The 25,417-nt window shown below is 40.0% G+C and carries 27 protein-coding genes, 1 tRNA gene and 1 pseudogene; 8 read left to right on the top strand and 21 right to left on the bottom strand.

Translation table 11 applies throughout. From position 1 onward, the window contains the following. Positions 1-286 precede the first annotated feature (286 nt). From ybgF to MTN96_RS32975, 11 genes are all read right to left on the bottom strand, one after another. Positions 287-1,036, bottom strand: coding sequence for a tol-pal system protein YbgF (ybgF, locus tag MTN96_RS33025; RefSeq protein ID WP_004587278.1), 750 nt, complete (start codon positions 1,034-1,036; stop codon positions 287-289). Positions 1,037-1,049: 13 nt separating this feature from the next. Next, entirely contained in the window at positions 1,050-1,592 is a 543-nt protein-coding gene (gene pal / locus MTN96_RS33020; RefSeq protein ID WP_004587277.1) for a peptidoglycan-associated lipoprotein Pal, read from the bottom strand. 36 nt (positions 1,593-1,628) lie between these two features. Continuing rightward, on the bottom strand, positions 1,629-2,987 hold the full coding sequence (gene tolB / locus MTN96_RS33015) for a Tol-Pal system beta propeller repeat protein TolB (RefSeq protein ID WP_004587276.1): 1,359 nt from the start codon (positions 2,985-2,987) through the stop codon (positions 1,629-1,631). A 9-nt stretch (positions 2,988-2,996) separates the two neighbouring features. Then, positions 2,997-3,923, bottom strand: coding sequence for a cell envelope integrity protein TolA (gene tolA, locus MTN96_RS33010; protein WP_248534265.1), 927 nt, complete (start codon positions 3,921-3,923; stop codon positions 2,997-2,999). Between the two features lie 4 nt (positions 3,924-3,927). Next, positions 3,928-4,359, bottom strand: a complete 432-nt coding sequence (gene tolR / locus MTN96_RS33005; RefSeq protein WP_248534262.1) for a protein TolR — start codon at positions 4,357-4,359, stop codon at positions 3,928-3,930. Continuing rightward, the gene (tolQ, locus tag MTN96_RS33000) at positions 4,346-5,050 is read right to left on the bottom strand and encodes a protein TolQ (protein WP_004587273.1); all 705 of its coding nucleotides are present in this window, start codon (positions 5,048-5,050) and stop codon (positions 4,346-4,348) included. The genes tolR and tolQ overlap by 14 nt, the downstream gene beginning before the upstream one ends. A 1,278-nt stretch (positions 5,051-6,328) precedes the next feature. Then, positions 6,329-7,336 (bottom strand): Holliday junction branch migration DNA helicase RuvB, encoded by a 1,008-nt coding sequence (gene ruvB / locus MTN96_RS32995; protein WP_004587272.1) that lies wholly within the window; start codon positions 7,334-7,336, stop codon positions 6,329-6,331. Between the two features lie 7 nt (positions 7,337-7,343). Beyond that, entirely contained in the window at positions 7,344-7,961 is a 618-nt protein-coding gene (gene ruvA / locus MTN96_RS32990) for a Holliday junction branch migration protein RuvA (RefSeq protein WP_004587271.1), read from the bottom strand. A 2-nt stretch (positions 7,962-7,963) separates the two neighbouring features. Continuing rightward, complete coding sequence (ruvC, locus tag MTN96_RS32985; RefSeq protein WP_248534260.1) at positions 7,964-8,488, bottom strand: crossover junction endodeoxyribonuclease RuvC; 525 nt, start codon at positions 8,486-8,488, stop codon at positions 7,964-7,966. Between the two features lie 128 nt (positions 8,489-8,616). After that, positions 8,617-11,118 carry an ABC transporter permease gene (locus tag MTN96_RS32980; RefSeq protein WP_248534258.1) on the bottom strand — a complete coding sequence of 834 codons (2,502 nt, stop codon included), beginning with the start codon at positions 11,116-11,118 and terminating at the stop codon, positions 8,617-8,619. Then, entirely contained in the window at positions 11,108-11,821 is a 714-nt protein-coding gene (locus tag MTN96_RS32975) for an ABC transporter ATP-binding protein (RefSeq protein ID WP_004587268.1), read from the bottom strand. Before MTN96_RS32975 ends, MTN96_RS32980 begins: the two co-directional genes overlap by 11 nt. Here MTN96_RS32975 and MTN96_RS32970 point away from each other — a divergent pair, their 5' ends adjacent. Together MTN96_RS32970 and MTN96_RS32965 are read left to right on the top strand one after the other, a co-directional pair. Continuing rightward, on the top strand, positions 11,822-12,445 hold the full coding sequence (locus tag MTN96_RS32970) for an arylesterase (protein WP_248534256.1): 624 nt from the start codon (positions 11,822-11,824) through the stop codon (positions 12,443-12,445). Positions 12,446-12,609: 164 nt separating this feature from the next. After that, a tRNA-Pro gene (locus MTN96_RS32965) sits at positions 12,610-12,686 on the top strand. Positions 12,687-13,155: 469 nt separating this feature from the next. Here the strand turns inward: MTN96_RS32965 and MTN96_RS32960 are convergent. The 3 genes from MTN96_RS32960 to MTN96_RS32950 form a co-directional block, all read right to left on the bottom strand. Continuing rightward, entirely contained in the window at positions 13,156-13,710 is a 555-nt protein-coding gene (locus tag MTN96_RS32960; RefSeq protein WP_154945977.1) for a hypothetical protein, read from the bottom strand. Positions 13,711-13,903: 193 nt separating this feature from the next. Beyond that, positions 13,904-14,302 (bottom strand): hypothetical protein, encoded by a 399-nt coding sequence (locus MTN96_RS32955; RefSeq protein WP_154945976.1) that lies wholly within the window; start codon positions 14,300-14,302, stop codon positions 13,904-13,906. 2 nt (positions 14,303-14,304) lie between these two features. Further along, the gene (locus tag MTN96_RS32950) at positions 14,305-14,451 is read right to left on the bottom strand and encodes a hypothetical protein (RefSeq protein WP_186807309.1); all 147 of its coding nucleotides are present in this window, start codon (positions 14,449-14,451) and stop codon (positions 14,305-14,307) included. Between the two features lie 125 nt (positions 14,452-14,576). Between MTN96_RS32950 and MTN96_RS32945 the strand changes: the two genes are divergently transcribed. Further along, on the top strand, positions 14,577-14,864 hold the full coding sequence (locus tag MTN96_RS32945) for a hypothetical protein (protein WP_154945975.1): 288 nt from the start codon (positions 14,577-14,579) through the stop codon (positions 14,862-14,864). A 36-nt stretch (positions 14,865-14,900) separates the two neighbouring features. Here the strand turns inward: MTN96_RS32945 and MTN96_RS32940 are convergent, their stop codons facing one another. The 3 genes from MTN96_RS32940 to MTN96_RS32930 all read right to left on the bottom strand — a co-directional run bounded on the left by MTN96_RS32940 (position 14,901) and on the right by MTN96_RS32930 (position 16,372). Further along, positions 14,901-15,086, bottom strand: coding sequence for a hypothetical protein (locus tag MTN96_RS32940; RefSeq protein ID WP_016899764.1), 186 nt, complete (start codon positions 15,084-15,086; stop codon positions 14,901-14,903). 157 nt (positions 15,087-15,243) lie between these two features. Then, a complete protein-coding gene (locus MTN96_RS32935; RefSeq protein WP_248534254.1) occupies positions 15,244-15,489 on the bottom strand; it encodes a hypothetical protein in 246 nt (81 codons plus the stop codon). Then, positions 15,482-16,372: a hypothetical protein gene (locus tag MTN96_RS32930; protein WP_248534252.1), complete on the bottom strand. Its 891-nt coding sequence runs from the start codon at positions 16,370-16,372 to the stop codon at positions 15,482-15,484. Before MTN96_RS32930 ends, MTN96_RS32935 begins: the two co-directional genes overlap by 8 nt. A gap of 338 nt (positions 16,373-16,710) precedes the next feature. Between MTN96_RS32930 and MTN96_RS32925 the strand changes: the two genes are divergently transcribed. Beyond that, a complete protein-coding gene (locus MTN96_RS32925; protein WP_248534250.1) occupies positions 16,711-16,851 on the top strand; it encodes a hypothetical protein in 141 nt (46 codons plus the stop codon). A gap of 177 nt (positions 16,852-17,028) precedes the next feature. Here the strand turns inward: MTN96_RS32925 and MTN96_RS32920 are convergent. Continuing rightward, a pseudogene (locus MTN96_RS32920) lies at positions 17,029-17,397 on the bottom strand (S24 family peptidase). 430 nt (positions 17,398-17,827) lie between these two features. Here MTN96_RS32920 and MTN96_RS32915 point away from each other — a divergent pair. Then, the gene (locus tag MTN96_RS32915; RefSeq protein WP_055255323.1) at positions 17,828-18,151 is read left to right on the top strand and encodes a DUF2845 domain-containing protein; all 324 of its coding nucleotides are present in this window, start codon (positions 17,828-17,830) and stop codon (positions 18,149-18,151) included. Between the two features lie 58 nt (positions 18,152-18,209). On the opposite strand, the gene MTN96_RS32910 is transcribed toward MTN96_RS32915, so the two are convergent. The 3 genes from MTN96_RS32910 to MTN96_RS32900 form a co-directional block, all read right to left on the bottom strand. Then, positions 18,210-18,458: a hypothetical protein gene (locus MTN96_RS32910; RefSeq protein WP_248534248.1), complete on the bottom strand. Its 249-nt coding sequence runs from the start codon at positions 18,456-18,458 to the stop codon at positions 18,210-18,212. Between the two features lie 165 nt (positions 18,459-18,623). Further along, positions 18,624-20,192: a cyanophycinase gene (locus MTN96_RS32905; protein WP_248534246.1), complete on the bottom strand. Its 1,569-nt coding sequence runs from the start codon at positions 20,190-20,192 to the stop codon at positions 18,624-18,626. A gap of 185 nt (positions 20,193-20,377) precedes the next feature. Then, the gene (locus tag MTN96_RS32900; protein WP_248534244.1) at positions 20,378-22,885 is read right to left on the bottom strand and encodes a UvrD-helicase domain-containing protein; all 2,508 of its coding nucleotides are present in this window, start codon (positions 22,883-22,885) and stop codon (positions 20,378-20,380) included. A gap of 297 nt (positions 22,886-23,182) precedes the next feature. Between MTN96_RS32900 and MTN96_RS32895 the strand changes: the two genes are divergently transcribed. The 3 genes from MTN96_RS32895 to MTN96_RS32885 all read left to right on the top strand — a co-directional run bounded on the left by MTN96_RS32895 (position 23,183) and on the right by MTN96_RS32885 (position 25,408). After that, a complete protein-coding gene (locus MTN96_RS32895; RefSeq protein ID WP_248534242.1) occupies positions 23,183-23,767 on the top strand; it encodes a hypothetical protein in 585 nt (194 codons plus the stop codon). A 64-nt stretch (positions 23,768-23,831) separates the two neighbouring features. Next, positions 23,832-24,746, top strand: a complete 915-nt coding sequence (locus MTN96_RS32890; protein ID WP_138685924.1) for a M14 family metallocarboxypeptidase — start codon at positions 23,832-23,834, stop codon at positions 24,744-24,746. 251 nt (positions 24,747-24,997) lie between these two features. Continuing rightward, positions 24,998-25,408, top strand: coding sequence for a hypothetical protein (locus MTN96_RS32885; protein ID WP_055255319.1), 411 nt, complete (start codon positions 24,998-25,000; stop codon positions 25,406-25,408). Positions 25,409-25,417: the final 9 nt, after the last annotated feature.

Below are 25,417 nucleotides of genomic sequence, written 5' to 3'. Positions count from 1 at the left end.
ATGATGGACTTGAACCATCGACCAATGGATTAAAAGTCCACTGCTCTACCAACTGAGCTAATGACCCGCTCTTTTTGCCGCATTTTGAGTGGGGTAACCATTCGTTTGCTGCGGGCGCTTATAATACTTATTTATAAAATGAGTGCAACCGAAAATGTCTCTTTTTTTCAGTTTTTATGCCTAGGTGAGCAAAATTAAAGCGTTTGTGCTCAAACTACATGCAAATACAAGATTCGCCGAGTATTTCTATGTAGTTTGAGCTTTAAATACACCGCTTAAATGCGTCCTAATTAGCTAGACGCTCGGTTGCAAGTTTTGCAGCAGTTGTACTTGGATATTGGTTAATTAGATCACCCAATATTTTTTGTGCCTCTTGATTCAGGCCTTGCTCTTGTAAAAGCGTGCCTAACTTTAACATGGCATCTGGTCGTTTATTTGAGTTTGGAAACTCATTAACCACAACTTTAAAATGCTCACTTGCTTTTACACCATCATTTTTAATAGTCAGCAACTGCCCAAGCCAATAATGTGCATTAGAGGCATACACAGAATTAGGATAGGTTGTTAAAAATGTTTGAAACTCAGGAATAGCTTGGTCGTAGCGTTTATCTTTCATTATTAGCGCTACTGCACGCTCATACGCTTCGTTTTCAGATAAGTCACTGCTATAGGTTTGTGCGTCACTCGATTGCGTGTAATCGGTTGCAGGCGCAGCAGCGGGTTGTGTATACGCTTGGCTAACGCGGTTTTCTATTTCTTGATAAAGCTCACGCTGGCGCTGAAGTACTTTTTCAAGTTTATAACTTTGCTCTTCAGTAACACCGCGAATTTGGCTTACTTCATCTTGAAGTAGATTAAGTTGTTGCTGTAATTCAACTTGTAATAAGTTTCGCGACTGCATCATGTTTTCTAGTGACGCTAAACGCTTCTCTATGCTCGACTGTGAACTTGCAGCTTCTGAAACAGGAGCGGGAGCAGCCAAAACTTGGGTGCTCCCGCTCAATATCATGGCTGCCAAAATAATTTTCGGCTTCATAATATCTCTTATCTTAGTAAACTAGTACCGCACGGCGGTTTTTAGCGAAAGCTGACTCAGTGCGAGATTTAACCATTGGTTTCTCTTCACCGTAGCTAACTACTGACATTTGGCTAGCAGAAACACCTAAGCTTTGTAGGTATTTTTCTACAGCTTGGCCACGGTGCTCACCTAGTGCAATGTTGTACTCAGGCGTACCGCGCTCATCAGCGTGACCTTCAATTAATACTTTTACTGAAGGGTTCTGAACTAAAAACTCAGCATGTGCACGAAGTAATTCTGCGTACTTGTTCTCAACAGTTGCTTTGTCGAAGTCAAAGTAAATAATTTGTTCTTGACGAAGCGCTTCATACTTTTGACGAAGTTGCTCTTCTGCTTGTTGTTCTGGTGAAATTGTTGCTACTTCAACTGTATCCGTGTTTGTTGATTGCTCAACTGCACTTTGATTTGATTGGTTAGCTGCGCCTTCATCAATATCTGAAGATGAGCTACAAGCGGCTAATGTCATTACTGGCACAGCGATTAGCAGGCCTTTAAGTACTTTGTTAAGTTGCATTGAGTAGATTCCTATTTTTGAGTAAACCAGCAAATATTACTGTAAATATGGCGACCAAGCTGGTGCCTTTACTTGTCCGTCTAGCACGGGTAAACGTGCTTTAAAGCGACCGTCCATCGATACCAGCGCGAGTACCTGTTTATTATTATGAAGCGTGCTATAAATGATCATCGAACCGTTTGGCGCTATGCTCGGTGATTCATCAAGGCGAGTTCGCGTTAATACTTGAAACGCGCCTGTAGCCAGCTCTTTCTTAGCAAGATGGTACTGCCCGTTGGTACGGTTAACCATCACTAATTCTTTACTGTCTGGCGTTATAGAACCCGCTAGGTTCATATCGCCGTCGAAGGTCAATCGTTGTGACCTACCAGTTCTTAAATTTAACTTATAAATCTGGGCATTACCACCCCTTTCAGATGTAAACACAATATCCTGGCCATTTGGATACCAAGATGGTTCAGTATCTATACTACGGTGGCGTGTAAGGCGTGTTTCTTTACGGGTTGCTAAATCTAAAACGTAAACTTCGGTTGCACCTGTTTTATCTTTAGAAAGCACCAATAACATTTTTTTGCCATCTGGTGAAAACTGCGGTGCACCGTTAATACCACGGTAACTAGTGATCAGCTCACGCTTACCTGAGTATAGGTCTTGAATGTAAATTTGGCTTTGGCGGTTTTCAAACGTAACATACGCAAGCTTAGTACCATCTGGTGACCAAGCTGGCGACATTAACGGCTCTTTTGAGCGCAATAATACTTGCTCGTTAAAGCCATCGTAATCGGCAACCACTAATTGGTATGGCTTAGCTTGGTCTTCACGTACGATTACATAAGCAATTTTAGTTAAAAACGCGCCTTTTTCACCGGTTAGCTTTTCATATACTACATCGCTTATGCGGTGTGAATAACGGCGAAAGCCACTTTCACCAATTACGCTTTCGCGTGCTTCTAAAATATGATCTTGGCTTTTTACTAGTTTACCGCTGCTCATCATTTGAGTTTGGCCACCAGTAATTTGCCCACGAATAACATCAACTAATTCGTAGCGTACTAAGTAACGCCCATCAGTTTGCTGCTCTACCTCGCCTACTACAACCGCTTCTACACCTTGGTTTACCCATGCTGCGTAGTCAATGTCGCCGTCTTTATTAGGAAGCTGTGGCATTTGTGCTACATCTACCGGTTTAAATTTACCGCTGCGCATTAAATCGGCAGCAATTACATCGCTCAATTTTTGTGGAATTGGGCCAACACCGTTGTATTTAAAAGGCACGATGGCAATAGGACGTGCGCCGTCTACACCTTCAGTTATTACAATTTCAAGTGCCGCATTTGCCACACCCTGAAATCCTAATAATATAACTACAAAGGCTATTTTAATTTTGCTGAACATATCATTCCTTTAAAATTCTGGCTTGATTGTTAAATTAATATTCTTAAGTTGCTCGAATACGTCTTTGTCTTTAGATACAGGTAATGTATCGGCCATGCGCACAGCTCTAAGTGCAGCTTCACACACTAGCTTATCACCCCCTAACGATTTAACTTGCGTTACTAAACCATTAAACCCAAGACGAATATTTACTCGACACTGTTGGTTTTTCATTTTTTCATCAATCAGTAAGTTTTGCTGAATGCGCGCCATAATTAAAGCACGGTACTTATCAACTTCGCTCACTACTTGCTGTTGGCGTATTTTACTACGTGCAGCCTGCTCTTTAGCAAGTTGTTCTTGTAACATTTGCTCTTGCAGCGCTTGCTGACGTTTACGCTCGGCTTCTTTTGCACGTTCTTTAGCTTCTGCTTCACGCTTTTTACGCTCTGCTTCGGCTTTTTTCAGTGCCTCTTCTTCTGCTTTGCGTTTATCTGCAGCAGCTTTAGCGGCGTTTTCCGCCTCTTGCTTTTGCTTTTCAGCTTGTTTTGCTTTAGCACGCTCTTTTTGTTCAATTTCGCGCGCTTTTTTAGCTTCAGCCTCAGCTTGTGCTTTTTCTTTCTCTTTAGCTTTGCGCTGTTGCTCTAGGTTTTTAATATTACGCGCTTCGGCTTCACGCTGTTTGCGCGCATTGGCGGCTCTGCGTTCTAAGTCGCGAATGCGTTTATCTTCAGCGCGTTTTTTAGCATCTTCTTTTTTTTGTAGCTCAGCAATTTTTTGCTCCACTTGTTTTTGATCAACAGTGACCGCCGAAACCGCATTATCAGGCTCAGGAATAGCCGAATTAAGAGTCACTTCCATTACTTTAGGTGCCGGTGGGTGTATATTTGCAGTTGCCCACAAAAAGCCCCCTAAACCTAAATGTAAAAGTACTGACTTGATTATAGAACTATTCATGTTACTACTGTGTCCCCTCAAAGGATTCTGTCATTAAACCCACAGATGGTACGCCAGCATTCTTTAAAAAGTCCATTAATAACAACACTTCTTGGTAAGAAACCTTACCAGAGCCTTTAATCATTACTGGTATATCAGGGTTTTTCATTAGCTGAAGCTTAATAACCGCGGCCACATCAAGTGCTTCCATTGGCTCCTCTGGATCAGTCCCTATGCTTACATAGTACTTACCTGCCGAGTCAATTGAGGCAATAATGGGCGGCGTGTCTTTAGTATCAACTAAATCCGACTCTTCCATTTTTGGTAAATCAACTTTTACACCGTGAGTAATAAGCGGTGCTGTTGCCATAAATATAATTAGCAATACCAACATTACATCAATGTAAGGTACTACATTAATTTCTGCGACCGGACGGCGCTTCTTACGCTGATACATTCGCTTTAGCCTCTATTTGGGTAGCTGCTTGACGGTGTAAAATATTGGCAAATTCTTCCATAAAGTTGATGTAGTGTGATTCTAGTTTTTCAACTTTATTAGCAAAGCGGTTATACGCAATAACAGCCGGTATAGCCGCAAATAAGCCCATTGCCGTTGCAATAAGTGCCTCAGCAATACCTGGCGCTACCATTTGTAATGTTGCTTGCTTCACTTCACCAAGTGCAATAAAGGCATTCATAATACCCCACACCGTACCGAATAAGCCGATATATGGGCTAATCGAACCCACTGTCGCTAAAAACGATAAGCTCGATTCTAGTTTTTCAATTTCACGTGACAGTGCCACACGCATAGAGCGATGCGTACCTTCCATTACAATGCCAGCACTTTGAAAGGTGTTCTTTTTATGGCGTGCAAATTCTTTAAAGCCAGATGTAAATAACGCTTCAATACCATGAGATTGACCGCTACGTGATGAGATTTCGTTGTATAGTTTGCTTAAGTCGATACCTGACCAAAATTTTTGTTCGAATTTTTTTGCATCAGACAAGGCGTCGCTAATTGCTTTTTTGCGCTGAAAAATAATTGCCCATGACATAACAGACATTGCTACTAGCGCTAGCATTACTAACTGCACAAGCAAACTGGCTTCTAGAATTAGATCTAAAAAATTAAGCCCTGATCCCACGTTAAACTCCTAAATAATTTCAAAAAACGTCAATTTGGTTATTTTGTGTAAATAAGACCATTGTAACGGCCATAAGTTGCATCTAGTGTATCGAGTCAAGGGTTTACTGACAACGATATTGCTATGAATTGGCAACAAAAAACGTTAAACATACGCTTAATCGCTTGTTTGTTTCTAAAACGCGACTACCGCGTTTAGTAAAACACAACTTAATACTACAAAAGTGCGTAAATATACGCAGTAAACTTAATAAAACGCACCGTTTATTCATAAAAAGTGCATAAGCACGCAAAAGCAATTCACGCCACTTTGCATGTACTAATATAACTAATACTGTAACAATACAGCTCAGAGCAGTTATTTATTAATTTTCAGCCACTTATAAAGTTAACGAATAATTAACGTACAAGATTCGAACAACAAAAAAATTCATCAGATTAGTTTTTCTTATTTGAAATTTTAAATTTTCTAGTTTGAACAAAAAATGCTTATTCCGTATTATTCTCCCATACCGAGCTTACGCACTGAATGAAACATTTTTCATTAAGCCAAGTTCTTAGTAATAGGATTTTTAATCGTATTACATTGTTTTACTCTTTTTGGATAAAACCTGATTAAGTAAAACGTAGTTCCCTGGATTACTTCCTTCAACTTGTTGTTTGCCCGCATTATATGCGGGCTTTTTTTTGCCTAAATTTTACCGCCAACTTGGCATGCAATAAGTATAAATTACACAATCTGTTTAATTGCCAACGGTGTATTTACTATCTTTTTTTACCAGTTCGTATCATTAAATTATCTACTTTCAGTAAAAAGCATGTTTATAACAAGGTAAAACTTATTAACACGAATAGTGCTACATCTAGTCTCTTATGTTGCTACTGCTTTAAAGCTAACTGGTTTTAATGGTACGCAGCATAGCCACGCCAGTCTTAACGTTAAGTGAATTACAAAACGATTTTAATTTATTGGTTACATTTGCAACAAAATGGATGAAAGCTGAGTAAGTTTTAAAAAATTATACTAATTTTCTTAATTAAGTGAGCTATGTTGAGGCTGGAAAAACGTGTTGATAGCTAGGCAAAAAATTCGCTATTTCGTTGTTCTTGGCAATTGCTCCTGTATTGCTCTACCTTCTGCTTGTAGCCGTAAATGAGAGTTTTTAACGCAGGTAGCGACACGTTTGCCTCGCAAAATGATTAAGTGTTATTGCAAATTGGTATTACATTTAACAGAGGAAGTAGCCCGCTACATTTACTGTAACAGGCTAAAGAGGGGTTAATCTTGTTTTGGGAGTAAACCAAAGTGATGATACGCATTGTCTGATACAATTCGCCCGCGCGGTGTGCGCTGTATAAAACCTTGCTGAATTAAAAACGGCTCTATTACATCTTCAATGGTTTCTTTTTCTTCGCCTATGGCGGCGGCTAAATTATCTAGCCCTACAGGCCCACCCATAAATTTTTCGATAATGGCAAGTAAGTATTTACGGTCCATGTAATCAAACCCGCTTTTATCTACGTCAATCATATCAAGGGCAAGCTCGGCAACTGAGGCATTTACTGTACCATCTGATTTTACTTGCGTGTAATCGCGCACACGGCGCAATAAGCGGTTTGCTATACGCGGTGTGCCTCGTGAGCGTTTTGCAATTTCGGTAGCGCCATCGTCGCACATTTGTAAATCTAGGTAATGTGCAGAGCGCCCCACTATATGCGATAGGTCAGCTACCGAGTAAAACTCTAAGCGCTGCACTATACCAAAACGGTCTCTAAGTGGTGAGGTAAGTGAGCCTGCGCGTGTTGTCGCGCCAATAAGCGTAAACGGCGGTAAGTCTAATTTAATAGAGCGTGCAGCGGGGCCTTCACCAATCATAATATCGAGTTGGTAATCTTCCATTGCGGGGTAAAGTATTTCTTCAACTTGTGGGCTGAGTCTGTGTATTTCATCAATAAACAGCACGTCGCCTTCTTCAAGGTTAGTAAGTAATGCAGCAAGATCGCCGGCTTTTTCAAGTACTGGCCCTGAAGTGGTTTTAATACTTACATTAAGCTCATTGGCAACAATATTAGCAAGCGTGGTTTTACCTAAGCCCGGCGGGCCAAATATTAATAGATGATCGAGCGCTTCACCGCGGCTGCGCGCTGCCTCTATAAATATTTCCATTTGCTGCTTAACATGCGGCTGACCTTTGTAGTCGGCTAAAAGCTTGGGCCTTATTGCGCGGTCTATGGTGTCTTCGTTGGTTTTTTCGCTCGCGTCAATTAAACGATCAGCTTCAATCATGGGTTACTCACAACATTGATTTTAAAGATTCTTTAATAAGAACCTCAGTAGACATATCGGGTTTACTTACCGATTTTACTGCTTTTTGCGCCTGTGGCAATTTATAACCAAGCGCAACAAGTGCCGATACGGCATCGTCTGCGGCATTATTGGCAATTGTTGCATCGCTAGGAGGCTCTATAACGGCATTATCGCTATATGGCGTAAATAAGTCGTTACCCCAATCTTTTAAGCGGTCTTTCATTTCAAGCACTAAACGCTCAGCGGTTTTTTTACCCACACCCGGTAATTTAACCAATGTTGTGGCATCTTCGTTGTTTACGCAACTAACAAATTGTTGCGCCGACATGCCCGACAAAATAGCTAGGCCTAGTTTAGGACCCACACCATTTGCTTTTAATAGTTCTCTAAAAAGCGCGCGCTCGGTTTTATTATTAAAGCCAAATAATAGTTGTGCGTCTTCGCGTACTACAAAGTGTGTGTACACTATGGCGTTTTCGCCAATATTGGGTAAGTCGTAAAAACAGGTCATGGGCATTTGTACTTCGTAGCCTACGCCGCTTACTTCTAATAAAATTTCGGGCGGTTGCTTTTCAACTAAAGTGCCATTTAAACGGCCAATCATATTTATTTCCTTAAACGTCCTCTAACGGTTTTGCTTGCGCTACCCGCTAGTTTTATTAAATTTTGTTCTGAGTGCGCATGGCAAATTGCAATGGCAAGCGCATCGGCCGCATCGGCTTGCGGTGTGCCAGGTAATTTTAAAATATTTTTTACCATGTGTTGCACTTGCGACTTATCGGCACCGCCATTACCTACCACGGCTTGTTTAATTTGCCGTGCTGAGTATTCAAATACGGGTAAGTCGGCCATAGAGGCTCCCACTATGGCGGCTCCTCGGGCTTGGCCAAGTTTTAGCGCGGCATCCGGGTTATGCGCCATAAATACTTTTTCTATGGCAAAGGTTTCGGGGGAGAACTGCTCTATTATTTGCGTGATCCCGTGGTAGATCATTTTTAATCGTATGGGGAACTCATGCTCGGCTAATTTAATGCACCCGCTTCCTAAATAGGTAAATTTAGCGCCTTGATGCGCAACCACACCATAACCGGTTAAACGCGAACCTGGGTCTATCCCTAAAATAATGGCCAAACAGCACACTCATTATTGTTATTTTTCAATAACGGTAATAATGCCAGAGCACTGTATAAATTACCAGTGGCGAGTAAAAACAAAAACGCCCGCAACTTAGTGCGGGCGTTTAGCGTTAAAAGTATAGCTTAGGCTAAAGCACGTACTAAGCCTTGGGTATTTTGTTTAAGTTTACGGGCAATCATAAAGTAGCCAAGCGCGGCTACAAACACCCCGCCCGACACAGGCCCTATTAGCCAAATTGTTGGGTGCAACTTACCGGCTAAGTCAAACATTTGCTGCTGAACAATCAGCAAGGCTACATCACTAAATAATGCAGCTACAAACCCGGCTAAGCCACCTAATAGCAAAAACTCATAAAGCGTCGCATTTTTTATTAGCCGCCCTTTGGCGCCTAACGTTCGCAGTATTACTATTTCTTGCATTCGCTCGCCAAGGCTCGCTTGCACCTGAGATATAAGCACTAATGCGCCACACAAAACCACAATAGCAAGCACAAAGCCAATAGCTAACGACACCTGCTCAATGGTTGATTGTATTTGCTTAACAAAGTTATCTACATCGATGGCGGTAATGGTTGGATAAGTGCGCAGTAACTGGCTAAACGCTTTCTTTTGCTCTGGCTCTATACGCACAGATGAAATATACGTTGCCGGAAAATCTTTTAGCACGTCGGGGCTTAAAATAATAAAAAAGTTAGGTTTTAGCGTCGCCCAATTTACTTTACGCACACTGGTAATTTTGGCATCAAATGATTGCGCACCAATTAAAAATGTTAAGGTGTCGCCTATTTCTACGTCTAGGCGCTCCAACATAGACTCCTCAACCGATGCCTCACCCACTGCGCCTTCGCCAAACCACTGCCCTTGCACAATTTCGTTTTGGGCTGGCACATTATCAAGCCATGTTAGGTTAAGCTCACGGCCTATGCCTGAACGCGCTTCTTCATCTTTTTTCTCGTTATCTTGCAACGACACTTTACGCGCCACAAGCTCGCCATTTACCGCATTTACTCGCCCACGAATGGTTGGATAAAAATCCGAAACTAAAATATCGTTCTCTGCTAGGTAATTATTTACAGGCTCAAGTTCGTTTTGCGTAATATTAACTAAAAATGCATTAGGCGCATCGGCGGGTAATTGAGACTGCCAATCTGAGATCATGTCATTTTTAAGCACAATCAAAAACAATAGCAATTTTATCGCCAATGAAAAGCTAATAAGCTGCACCGCATTTACGTTGGCACGCTTTTGTATAGAGGCAATGGCTAACGACCAACTATTGCCTGGTTTTAAACCTAATTTACGGCCACCGCCAAATATTAATTTTGAAATAACAAACAAAACCGCAATCAAAGCAAGCGTGGAGACAAATAAAATAAGCGTTATTTTAATGTTGTTACTAAATAACCACATTAATAAAAACACCGTAAGCGCGCTTAAACCTAAGTGCACACGGCTTACCGCTAGTCTGTCGCCTAAATTACGGCGCAATACTCTAAGCGGTGGAATATCAAATAAATCAAGCAGTGGCTTAATAGAGAACATAACTGCACATATAACACCTGTGCTAATGGCCACCAGCCAAGGTTTAAACCCGGCGGCAGGTAAGCTCATATCCATGCTTTTTGCTAAATAACCAGTGGCTATTTCTTGTAAACCGTAGCCTATGGCTAAACCCACAATAACCGCTAAAGCACACACCATGAGTAAGTGCATAAAATATATTTTACGAATTAATGCACGGCTTCCGCCAAGTGTTTTCATCATTGCTACGGGATCGTATTGGCGCTCACAATAACGCTTTGCCGACACAGCAATAGCAACCGTAGCCAAAATAATGCCCAGCAAACCGGCCAGTAATAAAAAGCTTTCTGCACGGTTTAAGCTATTTGATATGGGCGACTGCCTATCTTTTACGCCATACCAACGTTGATTTTCAGCCATTTGCGGCTTTAACCATTCATAAAACCGGGTTATATCTGATTCATCGCCTGCGTAGAGCTGGCGATAATTTACTCGGCTGCCAGGTTGAATAACCTCAGTTTTTGCTACATCAGCAATATTTATAAGCACTCTGCGGCTGCTCGAAAATACATTAAACGGCGCATCTGGCTCTTCAACCACCACTTTTTCTACATTAAATACTGCTGCGCCTAGCTCTACTTGGCTGCCAATATCAATATTTAAGCTGTAAAAAACCGATTCGCTTAGCCACACATTGCCAGGCTTTGGGCCGGCCTGCGCTACTTGTGTTTCGCCAAGCAATGATGATTTTACTTTTAACTCGCCTTTTAACGGGTATTCGTTAGACGCGGCTTTTACTGAGGTAAATTGCATCTCGTCGTTGGCAAATAACATGGTATCAAAGTAGATCATTTGCGCAGTGTGTAAGTTTTCTTGTTTGGCTTTGCTAATAAACGCCGTATCTAGCTCATGGGCACTTGCCAATACTCTATCTGCGGCAATAAACGTGCTACTTTTTTGCGCTATGCTTTGTGCTATTCGCTCAGTGACCATAGACAGTGTAAGCACCGTTAATACCGCCAGCGCAATGGCGGCACTAATTACCGTTAGTTCGCCGCGGCGAAATTCACGCGCAAATAATTTAAGTGCTAACTTAGCCCACATTCGCTACGTCCTCTTTTGAGTTTTTAACTAAGCAGCCCGCTTCAATTTGTACAATATGCTGGCACTTTTGCGCGAGTGCTTCATCGTGAGTTACTAAAATTAGCGTTGTGCCGTGCTGCTGGTTTAAATCAAATAATAGTGACTCCACCATTTTGCCGTTTTTACTGTCTAAATTTGCAGAGGGCTCATCGGCAAATAAAATTTTAGGTGTGCCAATAAAAGCGCGGGCAATGGCTACACGTTGCTGCTCACCACCAGAGAGTTGCGATGGGTAATGATCAATACGATGGCTCAGCCCCACTTTTTCTAATAGGGCAAGAGCTTGCTCTTTGGCATCGCTTTCGCCAGCAAGCTCTGCCGGCAGCATCACGTTTTCAAGTGCGGTTAAGCTTTGTACCAACATAAAAGATTGAAATACAAAACCTACTTTTTCTGCACGCAATGCCGCGCGTTGCTCTTCATCTAATTTATGTAGCGGCTCGCCATCAAGGGTAATTTCACCACTGCTGGCAGTATCTAGCCCCGCTAATAAACTTAATAACGTGGATTTTCCTGAGCCAGAGGTGCCAACAATAGCAACTGACTCGCCATGCTTGACATTAAAGCTGATGTCGCTGAGGATGGGCAACTCACCTTCGAAGGTAGAAACTACTTTAGACAAACCATTTACTTGAATAATATTTAATTGAGAAAGCGCTGACATATGACTCATTCAATCCTACGTTTTGTATTCGTTTTATTTTTAGTTATCAAACCACTTAGTGCGGCGGCCGACAACACGATTTTAATACTTGGAGACAGTTTAAGTGCAGCCTATGGGCTTAAACAAGAGCAAGGCTGGGTTAAATTGTTACAAGATAAATACGATGCAGAGCAGCGTAATATAGAGCTAATTAATGCCAGTATTAGTGGCGAAACTACCGGTGGCGCTTTACGCAGGCTAGATGCCTTACTAGCACAATACCAACCAAGCCATGTACTTATTGAGCTTGGTGCTAATGATGGTTTACGTGGTTTTCCGGTAACAAAAATGCAGGCCAACTTAACGGATTTAATCGAAAAAAGCCAAGCTGAAAATGCCATGGTCGCGTTAATGGAAATTTATATTCCCCCTAATTACGGGCCGCGTTACAGTAAAATGTTCACTGACAGTTTTACACAAGTAAGTGAAAAAACAAATGCTCATTTACTTAACTTTTTTATGCTTAATGTGGCAGATAAGCCAAACTTAATGCAAAGAGATCAATTACATCCAAATAAAGAAGCACAACCGCTGATACGCGATGAAATGTATGAGGCGATCAATCAATGGCTAAATAAAGATTAGGGCGTGTTGTTCTTTGGTGGCTTAACATGCGCTGCACGGCATGTGCTTACTAAGGGCGATACGCCCTTAGTTTAAAGTTTTTTAGCTCATTTGCACAATAAACACGCAAACAAACAATCACTTATTGATTTTTAATAAAATATACGTACTATTGCAAACAACGTCGGTATGTAGCGCAGCTTGGTAGCGCACTGTCATGGGGTGTCAGGGGTCGCAGGTTCAAATCCTGCCATACCGACCATCTTCCCCTTTAATATCTTTCACTTACACAAAAATCAATTTTCTCATAAACTCCATTTGTATTATTAATTTTCAAAATGACTTTTAGTTTAAATTTTAGGTATGAGAATTATTAATACTTAACGTAGCCTTCAAGAGTTCTTTGCTATTTTTTCTAACGCTTTTCTTAAAAATGTTCAGCAGTGAGTAACGCATTGTTTTTGTCCAAGTACGTAGCAATCGCCATTGCGTTGACTTTCATGCGGCAAGAAGTCATAAACGCCGATTAGGAACGCACAACACATAACCTTCATTATTCTTCCACTCACGCTCAACTGTGTAATAAAACAGCTCACCATTTACATACAGTTCGCCAAAAGAACCAAAGATACCAGCGGGAGTTGGAAAACGTTTGAATAAAGTTTCATATTAGACCTTTATTGCAGGCATAAAAAAACCTCAATAAGCGGGTTCAATAAATTGAATAATATCTATTCGAAACCAAGTAAAAAGGTCTCTGTAAATTCGCGTTGTTGGATAGAGGTAAATTGCACGACTAATTGCGCACTTTGCAATGTGTCATGCACTTTTACATACTGAAAATAATCTTTTGCTTTAAGACTTAGGACTTCATGTTCGGTACTTGCAGCTAAAACCGCAGGGTGGCTATACCTATTTTCCATATCACCATGGAGTTTCACTAATTCATTCAAGAAACCAGCTAAGGAGAACTCCTTACCATCCAAAAGAACGTTTACACTAAAATCAAGAGCTGGCCCTGTCCCATAGTTATTTACAAAAATCGCATAGGAAAAATTATTGTTATGTCCAGATTCAAATTTTGTTACTATCGGTGTTATTGAATTTATGTACTGAGCTTTGTTAGATTTCAGACCTGAATACGCAAAAATAAATGTAATTAATGTAGCTGTAAGTGCTATTAAATCACTCAACTTAACTTCAAATGAAAAGCTTTGGCCTAAGATTACACCTGTACAGACACATAGCACAACAGCAGCAATTATCATTAAATCTGGTTTTCGCATAAAAATCCCTCATCTTTATGGGGAAGCAATATTACCACGGCAACTCTAAATACAAAATATGGGCACAAAAAATCCGCAAGCAACAAAACTAAGCGGATTTATTCAGCAAAAAGAATGGGGGCATTGCGAACGATTAAGGCACATGCTCCACAAATACCAAGCCCATAAAAACCCGCTTAATTTGTGGGCTTTATCACTTTAAAATGATTAAGCTTCTTTCTGTTGGTAAATAGAAGTTACCTTCATTATCGTAATGATGATACAAATCCACGATATTGATACTATCGCCCTGATCAAACCATTGAAAATGAAGCACCCAATCAGAGGTTTTATACTTACTATGGTTTTGCTCATACTCAGGAATACCAATGTGGTAATGCCATAGGTGATTGTTTAGAGCAAAATTATAATCATCTTGATCCATATAGTTACCACTAAAAGAGCTAGAAATCTTGCCTTCGTAAAGACTAAAATCACCTAACCCATGCTCGGTAAAAACATCTGTAAAATCGAGAACTTTGTTTTGCTGGTCTTCGGGGAAATATTGAAATTGACTAGCGAAGTCGTCACTAAACGTCCATGTATACGTCAATACTACTTCGCTCTGGATAGGATCAATTGTCTGACTTGCTCACGAGACAAACCAGCAGGTACAGTGTTAACCTTACCTGCAATGGCTTTTTCCATTCTTTCTCTATTGAACACTTTGTTTTCTTGCTTATGTTGTACTTTAGCTAACATATAACGCTCCTCAGATACCAATAAGGCACTACTGCGATCTTAGGATATCGCATTTGCAATGTCTAGTGTTATTTTTAACCAAAAATTAGAGAATATCTAACTTTCCCTTTAATTAAGGGTAAAAAATGGCTTATCTATTTACATACACTGAAACAGAAAAACCAAAATATAAAGACTCATGGATCACTAATGAGCAGCAAGAAATATTTGAAATAACACGCTTTTACGATGAAATGGAGGCACTAGAATACCTTGATGATGTAATAGGAGGCAATGGCCTTACAACTGACTTAATGAGTTTTACAGATATGGGCCGCAAAGACTCACCAATACAACTCACTTTATTTGATTACGTCCCCATGATTGAAGCTCTAGAAAGTTGGCATGAATTAATAGACAAAAATACAAAGTAGATATGTTCTTAGCCTACTCATCAACTTGACAGTAGGCTATTTAGCTTCTTTAGCATCCATTAAATTAGATTGAGCGATAACAGCTTTTTGGAATTCTGCATCAATTTTTTTAGTGCAAATACCCATGTCTTCGGCCTCTTTACGCCTTTTAGTTAAATATCCAATTCGCTTGTCTAACTTATTGTTCGCATGCATCAATGCAGGGCTTTGGATATTCAACATCGCTAGCAACCAGTCGCCTATATACACAATTACAGTTATAACTAAAGGAGTACAAACTGTTAAAACATTTAAAAAATCTGACTCTGAGTAGCAATATTGAAAAATTGCTAACGCAACGGTATTAGCGCCAGCAATAAAGGCTCCTATTTTTTTTGTATTATCTTTCAGAAGCCCCCCTTGCTAATAAAAGCTTTTCCACTAACTCTTCATCATCTTTCAAATCTATCCGCTCAAATCGAACAGTGCCATTTTCACCTGTTATTTCGATGGTTAAATACTTAGGAGGAAAAAATTTAGCTGTTAACCATCTACCTATGTTGTAAAACACATACCCGCAGTAAGGTAGGCATAATAAAATGCCTACCATCGCGATTAATTGTATGTATGCTTCAATTTCACTCATTATCTTTTATGATCTTCGCTTCTGGTCTAGTTCTATGACGTAAAATACGTTTTACTTCTTTGCTATAGATTGGGCTGTTACCTGTCCTGTGTTTTTTAGTAGTCTTAATAATGGCGCTGAATAAATCATCTTTTACAAAGTTTTGTTCATTACCTTTAATTCTAGCTAAAAATCCCTCATCCGACATTTTAGCTGTAACTACATCGCCGTCAGGCAATCGTATTTGCCAACCACTCGCACCTTCAAAATTAATTTTAACAAATCGAATATCTTTAGTTTCTTCGGTTTCAGTAACTTCATCGACTACCGTTTTAGCCGGCGTTTTGAAATTTTGAACGTCATCACTTTCATAAATCAATTCATTACCCTCTTCATCAGTAATCTTAAATTTAGCGTCTGTGGTGCCTTCCAGCGGCGCTTTAATTACTGTATCTAAGTCTTTGCGAAGCTCCCTGTTTAATACTAACTTGGCCACATCATCGTTTAATTCCAATGATTCATCATCATTAAAATGTAGTTTTGTTTTTCCTGATTTGGTCTTTTCAGTAAGCTTTATTGTACGCGACTTAATCTCTGCTATTGCACCGAGTACAGTGACAGAAGCAGTTGCACCACCTGCAAAACCTAAAAGAGTTAATGGGTTTATACCAGCGGCATTGAGGTATGTTACAAATTCAACAACAAACGACCCTTCAGAATGAGCTTTTACATCCAGCTCTAAGTCTGACTCTTCACCATTCAATGATTTGTCGGCATTTTTAAGCGCTTTTGATGTACTGATAATTGCGGCGCCAAGTTTTTCAGCGTCAATAGTGTGGTCTTTTGTTTCTGATGTATCATAAGATATTTCAAACACGTACTTAGTTTTATTATTCTTATCCAAAATTGCGCCTTAAGGTGATAAACAGACGCGGCATTATAGAGTAAAAACAACTAAATACTACACGTCCATATGTAATAAATTTCAGCCAATATATAACGATTCAAATTGATATACAAGAAAGTAGACTATACTGAAGTTAAAGGAATGCTCCTGCTATAAGAAACTTTCAAACTACTATTAATATTGCAAATCAAACAGGTATCTTTATACTCAACCGCAATCGTAAGTATTTTGCACACACCAAGAACTTAACCATTCGTGTGCTATTACAACTCGCAAGACTGTGGCCCGCTTTCTTCAATGAGTACGATTATGGGTAAAAATATAAAGAGTAAAATTTGAATAATAACAATAAAGAGAACTTAGAATTTATAGCACTTACCATATTAGTGTTACTACTTGCCTTTTATGGCGCCTCCATTACACCTGAGGCGCTAACTGGGATTGTAGCCTTAGGTACTGCGTATTTCAGTAATTAAGTTTTCAAATTTGAAATTAAATATTTACCAAAACTATTCACCGCTGCTCAGTTATCTTAATAGAGCCGAGAAGAATAGCAACGAATGGTTTGTGTATATTTAATTGTGTATATACAAATCTGAATAAAATTAGTAGCGCACAGTCCTACGGGTTTGCGCTCATCCATACGCTCTAACCTAATTTCTAATGTCAGCAGGCTTATGTAGCCCGATACCCCTTGTTACCACTCCTTCTAAGCAAAAGCCATCTTCAGGTGATACTTAAACAGGTGTGTAGTCACCTGATGCCAACATTAACAAACGCTTTCCTTTATGAATTATTTTACAAACAAAGCTGCCACTGTAAGTAGCAACCACTACATCACCCGTACTTACATTTACTGCGCGATCGACAATTAACAAGACGGCATCAAATATCCCCACCCCCTACATAGATTGCCCAGATGCTACACCTATAAAAGTAGCATCTGGGTGCTTGCTATATTGCGCTATCGGCGATTCAAAACCAGTAATACCCGCCTCGATATGAATAGGAATAACAAACATACACACTAAAATAAAACACTGTTTATTTATACAAGTATTAATTAGGTCAATTCATTTTGAGAGATAAACTAACTTATTGAGGAAAGTGAGGCTCTTGATTAAGATTTTCTAATGGGTTGTTTATATTGAACTTAACCGATAACTAAAATACTCGATTTGTAACAAGCGCCCTAACCGATTGATTTTATTGAATTGTAAAAATGATAAAAATTGCAAATTAACCGTACATAAAACCAGTAAAATTTAACTTTTAGTGATTATATTACAAGAACTTAACTCAATATAGCATAACATCATGGGGTGTCAGGGGTCGCAGGTTCAAATCCTGCCATACCGACCATTTAACCTCCTCTTTATTTCTTTTTCACTGTCATTTTTCTGTATTACCTTGTATACCTAGCATTTAATACTATGTGTTTAAGGATGACTTATGAAAAAGCGTATTGTGTTTCCCCTGCTTTTATCTCTTTTTATTTCAAGCTTTGCGTTTGCTCAGGGTAGTTTTCGACTTAAAAACGGAAATCTATTAAGTGTAGGTAAAACTAAATCTGACATTGTAGCTGTAGTGGGCGCACCACTTTATAAAGATGTGCTTAATGAAGCTGTTGATATTGGTAATGGCGACAATTTAGTTAAAACAGAAGAGTTTACTTATAAACTAAAAGGCTCAATTGGTGGAATGTACATTGTATTGATCCGTTTTGAAAATAATATTGTGACCAGTATTAGTTCAAAACAAGTCGACAGGCTTTAAATATTTTAGAGTTAGTTTTAAGCAGTTAAAAGCGCCATACGGCGCTTTTTAGTTTTTATTAGTGTGTAAGCCCTACGCCGTTACGCACCATGTCTTTGCCGTTTTCAAATACCTCGGCTGTTATCCCGCGCGCCAGTAATAACTGTTGTTTGTCGTCAAATACTGCAACAAAATGGCTGCCGTCTTTATTGCTTGTAGCCATACCTACACCCGATACACCTTTTAAGCCTAAGCCGCCGTTTTCTACCATAACTAAAAAGTTCTCTAGCTCTGCTAGGTTGTCGATTATGTCGTGCTCGTTATTCATAAATTGCTCTTTGTAAAATCTGCTTGGTTAATGCCTATTCGCAAAACGTAACCACTAAATTAAGCGAATAGGTATAAATTACTTGGGCGCTATTTTATAGCCGATTAAAATAAACATAAACCTTTGTATCGGGTTATTAAGTATATTTAGTACTAGCGCTTAAGGTTAAAAGCGCTCTACATTCAGTGACAAATTACTTAATGCGCAACCATACGGCTGGGTATTAATGCGGTAATAATCCGTATTTTTTGTGGCAGTTAAATTTATTAAAAGGTCATCTTGTTGCCCTACCGCACTTTGCTCTTGGCTTAGGCACATAGCTTGCGTAAGCGAGCGTAGTTTTGAATCGGTTAAAATATTGGCAAAACGCTGCACCGGTAAAGGCGGTATTTTAACAGGCGCTAATGCTTGGCTAATGGTCCGCTCGCTAAGTTTAAACCCGGCATTAGTAATATCTATTACACTGCGAGCAGGCCAGTACGAGTAGTTATAGCTGCTTGCTTTTTGCTGCGTACTTAAATGCGCAACGCCACTTTGCCCTATTACGGTCATTAAATTTCCTTTGTTGGATTTAATAACAACAAGGGCTGTGTTTTCATCAATACCAAAACCGTGCTTAATATCACCGTTTTTTTGCTTTGCGGTATTTAATGTACTCGTTAAGTTTAGCGTTTGATTTTGCTCACTAAAGCGGGTACTCAGTGGCCCATAGGTAAACGTGTTTAACCCGTTAAGTGCAGTAGGTTGTGGGGCAAGCTTTGCTTTTAATACCGCTTCGCTTTGGTGCTGTGAGAGATAGACGTTTTCGCTTTGTATTTTGCTTCCTGCACCTAGTCCTACAATAACAGGGCGAGTTTTAAGCGCGTTCGTCCAAGGGTAGGCAGTATTATTTTCATCATACAGTGCTTTTAAAGCATTTTTAGCCGTGCCGTCGCTAAATAAAACACCGGTACTGGTGTTTATTAAATTAACTAACGCCTCAACCCCATTATTACAAAGTGTTTGCTCAGCCTTTGTGAGCTCGGGGTATACATTGCTGCGATTATACAGGTTCATTTGTGAGTGACGCAGCGCCGGTAAATCACTACAGGTATTGTTAGTAATTGCTTTAGCAAGTGCTGGTGTAAGCGGCAACCATTGGCTGGTTACACCTTTTGGTAAAAGTGTTTTAAGCGCCTCTACCTGTGCGTATGGGTCGCGCTGGGCTGCGCTAATAATTAATAAGGTAGGTGTTGGGTTAGCAACCTTTAAGCTCCCCGCTATAAATTGCAATATGCCGTTGCTTTGTGGCTCAGCTTTTGGGGTGGTGTTTGCATGAGGTTGTTCGAGCATATCAAACACAAAGTTAAACTCTTGCTTTGTTAGGTTATTGAGTTGCTCGTTGTTTATATCTCGCCATTGCCAAAGCAGCTCACTTTTAGAGACTGCGTTTGCATTTTTGCTACTAAGGGCACGTAAGGTATTTAAAACATTTGCTTGGTTATTTGTATTGTTAGTGGGCCAATTTAATTTTATTTGCTCAATATTAGTATTGGTTACCTTAAACACACTTTGTGACTTTGAGTTATTTTGCGTATTGCAACTTTGCGCCGTATTAGCACTGCAGCTATTAATTGTACTACCGGCTAAAATAAGGGTTTGCTCTTGCTGCTGGGCAGCCCCTTTAAATGAAAATAAAGTAAATAAAACGAATATAAAGCTCACTCGCTTAGTAAAAAAAGCACGGGTACGCATAACGCTCTCAAAAATGATCTAAATAGGCGTTAAGTTTAACAGCATGTAATTGCAGGCTAAATAGTAAATGTGGGTCTCAATGATTGCGACACATGGCATTAGTGTATAAAGCTAGTTTGACTGCTAGTTACAAAAGCGCGATGTGCGTTTTACGCAGCCAATACTCTTACATTTAATCATTAACCTTACTTATTGTGCTTACTCTGTTTTACAAACAAATTAGAGGCTATATCAATAGGGTAATTATCGTTTATTAGCTCGCTAATAAATTCAGAACACGCAGATGGCGGAGCAATTAAATAGCTTTTATGCTTAGCGCGCGTGATCCCTACGTACAATAAACGTCGCTCCTCTGAATGATTAAAGGTATCTTGTGCGGGCAATAATGCCTCAACAAGTAAATTACCCGGATTATTGCTTGGAAAACCTAACTTTCCCTGCTCAAAACCTATAATAATACAGTAATCGGCCTCGAGTCCTTTAGAGCCATGCAGCGTCCAAAAATGCAGTGGGTTAGCAAAGTTGTTACCTGCTAAATGCTGCTCTACCTCATTAAGCATAAACCGATAGCGGCTCAATACGGCAATACTGGCCGTGATATTATTTTTATTAATTGTGGCTATAGTTTGCTGCACTTTTAGTGCTACTGACTTTTTACCTTGGTGTAAATCGTCAAGTAACACAACTTGAGGGGTACTTACTTGCGTATGTGTGGTGATGTGCTTTTTATATTGTTCAGGGTTTTGCATTACGAAGCGCCCCGCTACCTCACTAATACTGTTGTTATATCTAAACGTTTTTTGCAATAACGTGAGTGAGTGACTGCCTATTAAATCGTTAAACTGCGTGGTGAGCGCCAAATTACCACCTGAAAACCGATAAATAGCCTGCCAATCATCGCCAACCGCAGTAAAACAAGGTTGTGGACCACTCTTTATTAACGTATTTAAAAACGCCATGCGTGCGCATGAAATATCTTGAAATTCATCAACTAAAATATGGCGCCAAGGTACACTTACCTCCCCCAATTTAACCGCCTGAGCTGCGCTTGCAATCATGTCGTCAAAATCAATAGCATCTTGCTCTTTTAATTTTTCGTAGTATGCACGCTGCATTGCCACCAATAATATTGCATAACTTTTATGATTTATAATGCCACTTTTAGCTATTCGCGCTGCTATTTGAGCGTTAGATAGTTGCTCACCCCTTATTGCGCTTAGGCAGTTTAAGTATTTATTTATATTTTGCTTTAACAGCCCTGTTGCAGATAAACGCTCGTACACTGCGTGGTTATCTACGGGGTTAATGTGTACTTTATGTTTTTGTAGTTGTGCTTTTAAACGCTGCTCAAGCTGAGCTTCTTGCCAATTGTAGTGAAATGTTTGCACCAACGCATGGCCCTGTTTTTTATGGTGCGCGCGTACATATTTAATATGCTCGCTATTGTGAAAGTTAGGTGCATGCTGCACTGAATTACCTTGCCTATCTGTCACAAAATGCGCCAAGTAAATCTGGTGCTGTGGCAAGTAAAAATCGGCGGTGTCATCATTTTGGTAAGTGTGTTCAATACCATACATGTAAAGCCAGTTGGCAATTAATAAGTGCTGATAACTGCTTACTTTTAGCCCCGATAAGGTGTGATAGGTTTGTGCTTTTAAGGCGGTTTTAGTTGCGATTCTAGTTTCGGTATTGAGGCTATCAGTAGGTTCGTACAGTGTCTCAACAAAGGTTTTACAAAAACGTGAGTCTGTTTTTAGGGTATTACTAAGCCACTGTGTAAACCATTGATTAAGCGCCATAGCATCGTTTGCAAAAGGCGATAAGCTACGTGTTTTATTAGCGCTTTGCAGTAACTTAAGCCCCAGCGCATGAAAGGTTAAAATAGTAGGCGGCGTAACGTTTAAGTTTGCTTGCTGCGCCCTTAAATTAAAGCGTTGATTTAATTCGTTTGCCGCATTTTTATTATAAGCAAGTATCAATATTTGCTCGGGCTTTACACCACCGTGGGCAATTAAATCCAATGCCTTTGCAACCATTACTGAGGTTTTGCCAGTGCCAGCGGCCGCTAGCACTAAATTTTTGTCGTTATTGCGTATAACAGCAAGGCGTTGCTCATGTGTGAGCGGGTTTGATTCAACCACATTATAAAAGTCGGCTCTTGCCGTTAGTGTTTTTTGCTCATAACTTTTACGTAGCTGCTCTGTGGCATGCGCTACTGTTGGTGAGCTACTTAAAATAGTTAAAAACTTAATATTAATGGCCGATAAATGCTGCTGCCATAGTGCAGGTATTGCGCCGTACTGCTGTGCCAGTGAAAACACCGCCGATTTTAATAACGGCACGTTTGAGTCGCGAAGATACTCGTTTGTTGCATAACGTTTTACAAGCGTTTTTGCTGTATTCACTTTTTCTTCTAGGTGATTGGCAAAAACGCTGTTTAGCTGCTCACTAAGCGTTTGAGCCTGCTGTTTATTTAAAAAGCTAATTACCGTTTTTTTATTATGGTTGAGGGTTATTTTCCCGCTAAACAGGCCTTTTTTAAATTGTGTAAAATTAGTAAAGTCGCTAATTAAATAGGCGCGTGAAGTAGTATTTTTAAAATGTATAACGAGTGAACTTTGCTTAATAGTAACGGTGCTAATACGTGTAAAAAAACGTCCTAACCAGCTTGGAGTGGCAATAAACTGCGCCATAAAACCTTGAATAAACTAAAATTAAAAATAAATTTTATCACAGTTTAAACGCCAAGGCGCGCCGCGCCTTAAAAGTGGCAGCCTGGTTAACCAAAGCATGTACAAGCAGGCCTCATAAATAGCCCAAAGGCTGTGTACATTGGGTGTTTAAACTGCGCTAAACTCCTCCTAAAACAATCAACTCGTCTTAAGTATTTACTCTAAACAGGTGTTTATATTAGTTTAATTTTTCAGCTTAAATATTGAACAAATTGCACTATTGGTTTAATGTGAAGCTTTTATTAAACGAGAAATAATATGGATTTAACTAAGGAAGAGTTAAGTTTTATTTCGTCTGTTGTAGGCAGTAACAAGGACAATACAAACGATAACTCGCAGCTTAGCTTAAAAACGGCTTTGCCAGATACACTAAAAGGTTTGTTATCTCACGCTAAATTAACCATGCTAGCTGAGGTAGGCCATTATCAGTTGTGGTTTCCGCTTGAGTTTAAGCTCAACGATGACGGCTACTTCAACCCCGTACTGAGTGCGCCTGAGGTAATTGATACCGAAGGTGTAGACAGAAGCTGGCGTTATTCAGACCTGCATTTACAAAGCGAGCGCTTTTATGTGCTTTCGCTCTCAAGCAGTGGCGTGCTATTAAAGCCGCGCGATCATCGCTATAGCCTTACCCACGCGCAACATATTACATTTAAACTACCCAATAAGAAAAAAGTCACTCTGCTTATAGATTTAGTCCGTAAAACTAATTTAGGCTATGCCGCAAAAATTGTCAGTATCAAAAGTGGTAAAGAGGCATTACGTGAGTATTTATTTGAAAAACATAAACGTGAAAACGCAACCTTGTACGAAAACACGGCAGGTGTAACTGAGCATTTCTAGTTGCAGGCCGTTAATTGCAGCGATAAGCTAACGCCTTTATAAAGCGACAAGTTAAAGGCACACAATGAGCGACACTTTATACCCAATTGGTACCCCTAATAAACCATGGAACGACAGTGATAAAGCAGCATGGTTACAACTTCAACAAAAAAAGCGCGATTATAACCAGCTCGTAGTAAGTAAAATTACCCAGCCTAATGAGTTTTTAGATGTTGAGCAGTACGGCGAATTAAATTATTCGCCACTTAGCTTTGCACTTTATTTATTTAAAAGTAAAAATTGGCAAAGTGATCGCCCTACCGTGTTAATTACTGGGGGTGTGCACGGCTACGAAACAAGTGGCGTTATGGGTGCGCTGGCATTTGCTCAAACCGCTGTTGCACCTTATACAACGCGTTTTAACTTTATTATTGCGCCTTGTATTAGCCCGTGGGGTTTTGAAACCATAAACCGCTGGAACCCAGAAGCTATTGATCCAAATCGCTCTTTTTACGATAACAGCCCTGCCCAAGAATCTGCAGCTATTATGAAATATGTAGCCTCGCTTAACACTGAGTTAGTTGCGCATATTGATCTGCACGAAACCACAGACACAGACAACAGTGAGTTTAGACCCGCTTTGGCGGCGCGCGATGGTAAAATTAACACCAACTGGAACATACCAGATGGTTTTTATTTAGTGGCTGATAGCAAAAAACCAGCACCTGATTTTCAAAAAGCCATTTTAAATAGTGTTGAGAAGGTAACGCACATTGCCCCCAGTGACGAAAACAATCAATTAATTGGTGTACCGCAGGAGCAATTTGGCGTTATCAATTACGCCGCTCGCGAATTGGGCTTATGCATGGGCTTTACTAATGCCCCTTATGTAACGACAACCGAAGTATACCCAGATAGCCCAAGTGCCTCAGATGAGCAGTGTACTCAAGCCCAAGTTGCTGTTATTACCGGCGCGTTAGATTATTTAAAGTCACTTTAGTGGCTTTTAATACCCATGTGCGATAATACTTAATCATTTTGCGGGGTTGAACGTGTCGCTACCTTCGTTACAAAAAGCTCATTTACGACTGCATGGATGCAGAAGGGAGAGCAATGCAGGAGCAATTGCCAAGAACAACTAAATAGCGAATTTTTTGCCAAGCTATCAACATGTTTTTCTAGCCTCAAGATAGCTAACTTAATTAAGCAAATTAGTATAAGTTATAAACTAATTTAAATTAGGAACCTACGATGAAGTATAAAAATAAGCATGCCGAGGTAACTTTATCCGTTGAGGGCAATATCATTATTGCCCAATTTAGCGGAAATTTAGACCTAGAGCTATTGGCCAACTTTAAAACTGCCCTTTTTGATACTGTGGCTGAATTTGAAGGTAAGCAATGGGGTTACATAAGCGACTCATCGTGTGTACTTGCAGCTACGCCCGATGCAGAGCAAGAAATGGTCGCCATAAGCACACAAATGCAGCACACTAATTGCTTGATAAGTGCATTTGTACTCACCTCCCCTATTGCTATAAGCCAAATGCAGCGAATAATGCAAAACGCTAAACGCGATGTAGATTTTAACCAATGTTTATTTGATAACCTAGATGCTGCAAAACGTTTTATTTCATCGCAATTAAATAATGGCGTGAGCTAACTTTAGCCC

It is taken from the genome of Pseudoalteromonas sp. 2CM28B, assembly GCF_023161935.1.
The sequence above is the reverse complement of the archived record's forward strand: the minus strand, read 5'-3'. Positions and strand labels throughout refer to the sequence as shown.